Genomic DNA, 4,888 nt, shown 5'->3' on the forward strand with positions numbered 1-4,888 from the left:
GGTCCACACCCCAATCGGTAATGAGTTCGGTGATTTTGGCGGGCTGAGTGAACCCATCCGCAAAGGCACTCATGGGCGTGGCAACAAGAATTGCCAAAATCAACTTATTAATTGCTTTCGGTATTATCATTGCTACACCATATAAAATAGATTTATTTTAAAAGAAAATCACTACGATAGGAGTCCGAAATAACTAACGGAAGAAGCATGCAATAAACGATGCCTGCATCAGTCCGTACCCTCGATTTCTAGCGACTATTCTCTACGTTTACAAGAAACTTGCAAGTATTTTTTAGCAGTCTTAAATTATCAATTTTTGTGAGTTAATAAGCTAATTGGCCACATATTGCGAACTACTTTCCATAATTGTCGGATAAATACTTTATTTATCTGATAAAACAACTCACGATTCATGATGGCGCATCGGCCATCCGAGCGCGACGGTTTGCGTAATATGGGCGCCGAGCCGTTCGCGTGCGGCTGAAACAAGCGCAGTCTGCAGGGCGGTGGCCGCACGTCGATAGTCCTGGCTGGGCACCTCGTCGCGGTCGGTATCGGCGACATCAGCCGTTTTGGGCTCACGCGACGACATCGTCGTACTCCTCCAGGTGCCGACCGACATCACGATCTTCTCTGATCAGCTGGTGATGATGGGCGGCCGCGTCAAGCGGCGTATTAAACTCAGCGTGACGACGCCGACCGTCCCACAGCTCGACGATCCACGCATCGCGCACGCGGCAGATGCCGATCGTCCAGCCGCTGGCGTGCGTATAGCCATAGTCGCTGACCGCTGCCCAGCCGAGTGCGACAAGCACATCACGTTGTTCTGTCATCGGAGCAGCGATCACGGTCGTCTCCCTGGTGCATGCGCAGCCGTACTGGCCAACTGTCCACGCATCTTCGCCAGATACGCGTCGCCGACGCGATGATCGCGGATCGGTTCGCCCGCTACGAATGCCGGTGGCCGGACGCGCAGATACCGGCAAATTGCTGACACGTAAGGCTTCGAGATTGCATGGTCGGTCAGATAGCGCGCCGCTTCCTCGAGTCGGGCGGCGCCGACATGTGCACGAAGCCAATCGACCGTTTGCCGGTCTCGTTCCGTGATGATGCGAATCGAATCGTCCATGATCCAGTGCCTCCGCGAGAGGGGCGCCGTGCTGGCCACCTGTCAAAAACACTGTATATATATCAGGATTGCGAGAACTTGTCATCCGTGAGCTTTAGCTACGGGACCGTCCGGACCGGCGGCCGATCGTAGGATTTTCCCGCTCGGAATCGCTCCATTCGCTCGATCGCTTCCATCAAGACCGCGAGTGGCGCCGTGCGCAGCTGATCGTCATGCCAGGCAAGGAGAGACGAAACGATCTCCTCGATGTCCGGGTCAAGCCACCACTCACCGTCCCGATTACCGCGTTCGAACGCCGCGTGGATCCCCCGATCTGCCGCGACGAGCACCTCGACTCGGATCTCATGACGACGCGCCTCGTCGATGAAACCCGTCAAGATCACAAGCTGAAGCAGGGTTTTCAGTCCATAGGCCGAACCCCGCTTCATACGCAGGGCCTCGAACGCCGCGTGATACTGAAGCGACATCGCTTCGACCTCGTGCCGTGGCATGGGCAGCAACATGCGCTTGGTCACTTGGGTGCGCTGTGCCGTTTTGCGCGGCGTAGGGGTTCGTGATTTCGGCATGGTTACGCTGAAGGATCGTCGTCGTCCAGACCGAACAGCGCGCGGTCGGCCGGGCGCGACAACGCATCATCCATGATCTGCCGGAACTCCGCTTCATCCATTTCGCCGCGGTCGACGCGACGTAGGATCGCCTCCCCGACCAGCAGGACTTTCCGCTCGTGATCGGCCCGCGTCTGCTTGACCTGGTGGCGCCGTGCTTTGTCCGACGCCTTCCGAGCGTCCTTCATTTCCTTCAACTTATCGTCAGTGTCGGCGATTCGACGCTTGAGCAAGGTCATGGTGATGTTGTCGGTGAGGGTGAGGACGGCCTACCTTTACGCGGCCCGTCCCGGCGAATCACGAGGTACGCGCCGTACTGTTGCGCCCAGGCGCGAACGGCGGCGTCGACGTCGTCGGTCGGCGGCGCTGTCGGCAGCATACGCAATGTCCAGCCGGCGAGTCGCGCGGGTGCGACACAAAAGGGTTGCCAGCTGCCGTCGGTGTGCACGTTGATCAAGAACAGCGAGGTGCCGACAGAGAGGCGCCAAACCTCGACAACGCTCGCCGGCGCGCGGTCATTCGGTGGCGGCATGGTCGGCCATCCTAGGTTCAAGGGAAGCGTCGACGAGCTCGTCGACCAGATCCATCTGGCCTGGTGGTGGTGCCGCCGGGCGCCGCTCGGGTTGCGGGCGTGGATGCCCGGCCCGTCGCAACGTTTTTGCGATCGCCTGCAGCTGATGCCAGAGGCAATCGGCTTCATCCGGGTGCAGGGTGTCGGCGGCCGCCTCGAGCGCCTCGACGAGCTGGTCGAGCCGCGGTGCGGCGCTGTCCAACACAGCCCGCGCCTGCGTTCGCTTCTGGCTGTCGTGGTACGCGGCGAGCCAGCGTGACAGCTCCTGACGTTCGTCGCGCGTCAGCAGCGCAAGCAACGCCGCCGGCACGGGCTCATCAACGCGACATGTCCCGACTACGATATGTCGAGCGCGTCGTGAATCCTCGGCGCGTTCCGCGCGCAGCAGCTTGATCAATTTTCCGTGTTCGCGTATCCGCATGCGACGACATGTCCTCTTCGGCTATCGATATTTCGCTTACCTTATTATGGCTCACAAATTCCATGACTCGACGCGGCCATTTTATCGTGATCGCCGCGATGCTTATCCTGAAACGAAATCAGTGATTCAGTCTTGTGGCAGATCGTTGTCAACGACGCGCCAAATTTGCCCCAGTCCGGCGACATCGCACAGCAATGCCCAGGCTGAATACGGGATGCCGGCGTCGCCGCTGATCCAACGTCGTATCTGCCGGCCGCCCTTGTCGGCCAGTCCCAAAAAATCGGCGGCCTGGCGGCCGCTAAACCCTGTCCTCCGCACCACCTCCTGGATCTCTGCACCCGTTGGTTCCGCCCAACGTACCGCGGCCTGTAGGCACTCTGGTCGGATCTCGAGTCGATAATCGTTGCTCATTTTCAGGTTCCTTCAAAACAATTCAGCCCCCACGGCTTACGCCGTGGGGGAAACACGTCCGCCCCACGATCACTTCGCGATCGTGGACCGAACTTGACGACCCCGGCCGGTGCACACCGGCCTCACCGAATCGTCCCTGCGCTTCGCTTCGGGCCGGGCCTCTCCCCACGCTCCGCGCGGGTCCCCGTGGCCCTCGATTCGGGCGCGCCGGCGCGCGCGAGACCGTCCCGGTCTGCTACCCCCTGGCTTTGCAGGAACGAGGGTGTGCAGCGACTGACGGGCACGCACGCCGTATCGAGACAGCCCGGCCTTTCGGTCGGGCAGCTCCTATTATCCGTTAGTCAATCGCTCTNCGATTCGGGCGCGCCGGCGCGCGCGAGACCGTCCCGGTCTGCTACCCCCTGGCTTTGCAGGAACGAGGGTGTGCAGCGACTGACGGGCACGCACGCCGTATCGAGACAGCCCGGCCTTTCGGTCGGGCAGCTCCTATTATCCGTTAGTCAATCGCTCTAAAAATCTCCAGCTGCTCCGGGTGTTGAAGCGCAAACGCTCGCAAGGCGTGATAGCCCCTGCCATAGCGCTCGTCACCATAGATTTCCCACATGTGGCAGAGCGCAAACAGCGTGACCACGATACCGAATGCTTCGGGTCCCATCCGACCGTCATAGCTGTTGAGATGTCACTCGACATGCACGGGGCCTCTCAAGTCCGGCGCGACATAGAACCCTCCATTCGACAGCGTGAAAAAGACCCAATGTCCGCCGCTGTACTCCTTGGACAGACGACCCGCCCAATCGTAAATGCAACCCTCACCTTGCAGGTAGTGCGGTCCGAAATAGAACGGTAGGAAATTCATCCGCAGTTCATCAATGACCAGTTCGGACAAGATTTTGACTTCATTTTCTTCCACGGTTTTTCTCCGGTTAAGGACCGATGCGAGACGCTACGGCCACACATCAATTATAGGTCTAAAAGACTCTTTGAGCAATATAAATATCTTGCTTTATGGGTCTTTTGGACCTATAGTAATTACATGGCCGCGACATTGCGTTGCGGTCCTTAACCGGAGAACACCGTGAGCAAATCGAAACATGAACCCGCTGTTGGCGTAGTCGCAATCGATGTCATCGAGCGCGTGCAATACATCCCCTACGACCGCCTGCGCTTATCGCCGCACAACGCACGTCGCAAACCGCCGACAGGTATTCAAGAACTGGCCGACGACATCGACGCTCACGACGTGCTGCAAAACCTCGTCGCCCACGTGATGCCCAATTCGTCGCCCGACACGCCCCTCTACGGCGTGTGCGCGGGTCAGCGTCGCTGGCTCGCCGTCGGCGCACTGGTGGCCAGCGGTCGCAAGCCATCGGGTTATCTGATGCCGGTACTGGTGCGATCCGAAGGCGAAGCCCTTGCGCTCTCACTGCTGGAAAACCAGCACGAAGGCATGCATATCGCGGACCAGTGCGAAGCGTTCAAACGCCTGGTAGCAGAGGGCGGCACGGTCGCCAGCATCGCGATTCGCTTCAAGACCTCCGAGAAGAACGTACAGCGGGCGTTGAAGCTGGCCAGCGTGTCGCCGAAATTACTGGATCTGTTCCGGGATGACGGTATGAAGTACGAGCAGGTGTGCGCGCTGGCGCTCACCGACGATCACGACATGCAGGAGCGTTTATGGTTTGACGCGAAGAGTGATTGGCAACGCGCGCCCGGACAGATCAAGGCGACGATCACGCAGGCCGAGATCAGCG

8 protein-coding genes and 1 pseudogene are annotated in these 4,888 nt (G+C 59.3%); 1 reads left to right on the plus strand and 8 read right to left on the minus strand.

Going from position 1 to position 4,888, the window contains the following annotated elements:
* Positions 1-403: 403 nt before the first annotated feature.
* The 8 genes and pseudogenes from RZR99_RS32100 to RZR99_RS32135 form a co-directional block, all read right to left on the minus strand.
* The gene (locus tag RZR99_RS32100) at positions 404-592 is read right to left on the minus strand and encodes a hypothetical protein (protein ID WP_323123723.1); all 189 of its coding nucleotides are present in this window, start codon (positions 590-592) and stop codon (positions 404-406) included.
* Positions 579-848 (minus strand): hypothetical protein, encoded by a 270-nt coding sequence (locus RZR99_RS32105; RefSeq protein ID WP_323123724.1) that lies wholly within the window; start codon positions 846-848, stop codon positions 579-581. Before RZR99_RS32105 ends, RZR99_RS32100 begins: the two co-directional genes overlap by 14 nt.
* A complete protein-coding gene (locus tag RZR99_RS32110; RefSeq protein WP_323123725.1) occupies positions 845-1,129 on the minus strand; it encodes a hypothetical protein in 285 nt (94 codons plus the stop codon). Before RZR99_RS32110 ends, RZR99_RS32105 begins: the two co-directional genes overlap by 4 nt.
* A 98-nt stretch (positions 1,130-1,227) precedes the next feature.
* Positions 1,228-1,632 (minus strand): hypothetical protein, encoded by a 405-nt coding sequence (locus RZR99_RS32115; RefSeq protein ID WP_323123726.1) that lies wholly within the window; start codon positions 1,630-1,632, stop codon positions 1,228-1,230.
* 65 nt (positions 1,633-1,697) lie between these two features.
* Positions 1,698-1,973 carry a hypothetical protein gene (locus tag RZR99_RS32120; RefSeq protein ID WP_323123727.1) on the minus strand — a complete coding sequence of 92 codons (276 nt, stop codon included), beginning with the start codon at positions 1,971-1,973 and terminating at the stop codon, positions 1,698-1,700.
* 276 nt (positions 1,974-2,249) lie between these two features.
* A complete protein-coding gene (locus RZR99_RS32125) occupies positions 2,250-2,726 on the minus strand; it encodes a hypothetical protein (RefSeq protein ID WP_323123728.1) in 477 nt (158 codons plus the stop codon).
* Between the two features lie 126 nt (positions 2,727-2,852).
* Positions 2,853-3,137 (minus strand): XRE family transcriptional regulator, encoded by a 285-nt coding sequence (locus RZR99_RS32130; protein ID WP_323123729.1) that lies wholly within the window; start codon positions 3,135-3,137, stop codon positions 2,853-2,855.
* A gap of 496 nt (positions 3,138-3,633) precedes the next feature.
* Positions 3,634-3,993: pseudogene (locus RZR99_RS32135) on the minus strand (antirestriction protein).
* A gap of 219 nt (positions 3,994-4,212) precedes the next feature.
* Here RZR99_RS32135 and RZR99_RS32140 point away from each other — a divergent pair.
* On the plus strand, positions 4,213-4,888 hold a 676-nt coding region (locus RZR99_RS32140), incomplete at its 3' end, for a ParB/RepB/Spo0J family partition protein (RefSeq protein ID WP_323123730.1).

The sequence above is a fragment of the Burkholderia alba genome (assembly GCF_034721475.1).
GTDB classification, from domain to species: Bacteria; Pseudomonadota; Gammaproteobacteria; order Burkholderiales; family Burkholderiaceae; genus Burkholderia; species Burkholderia alba.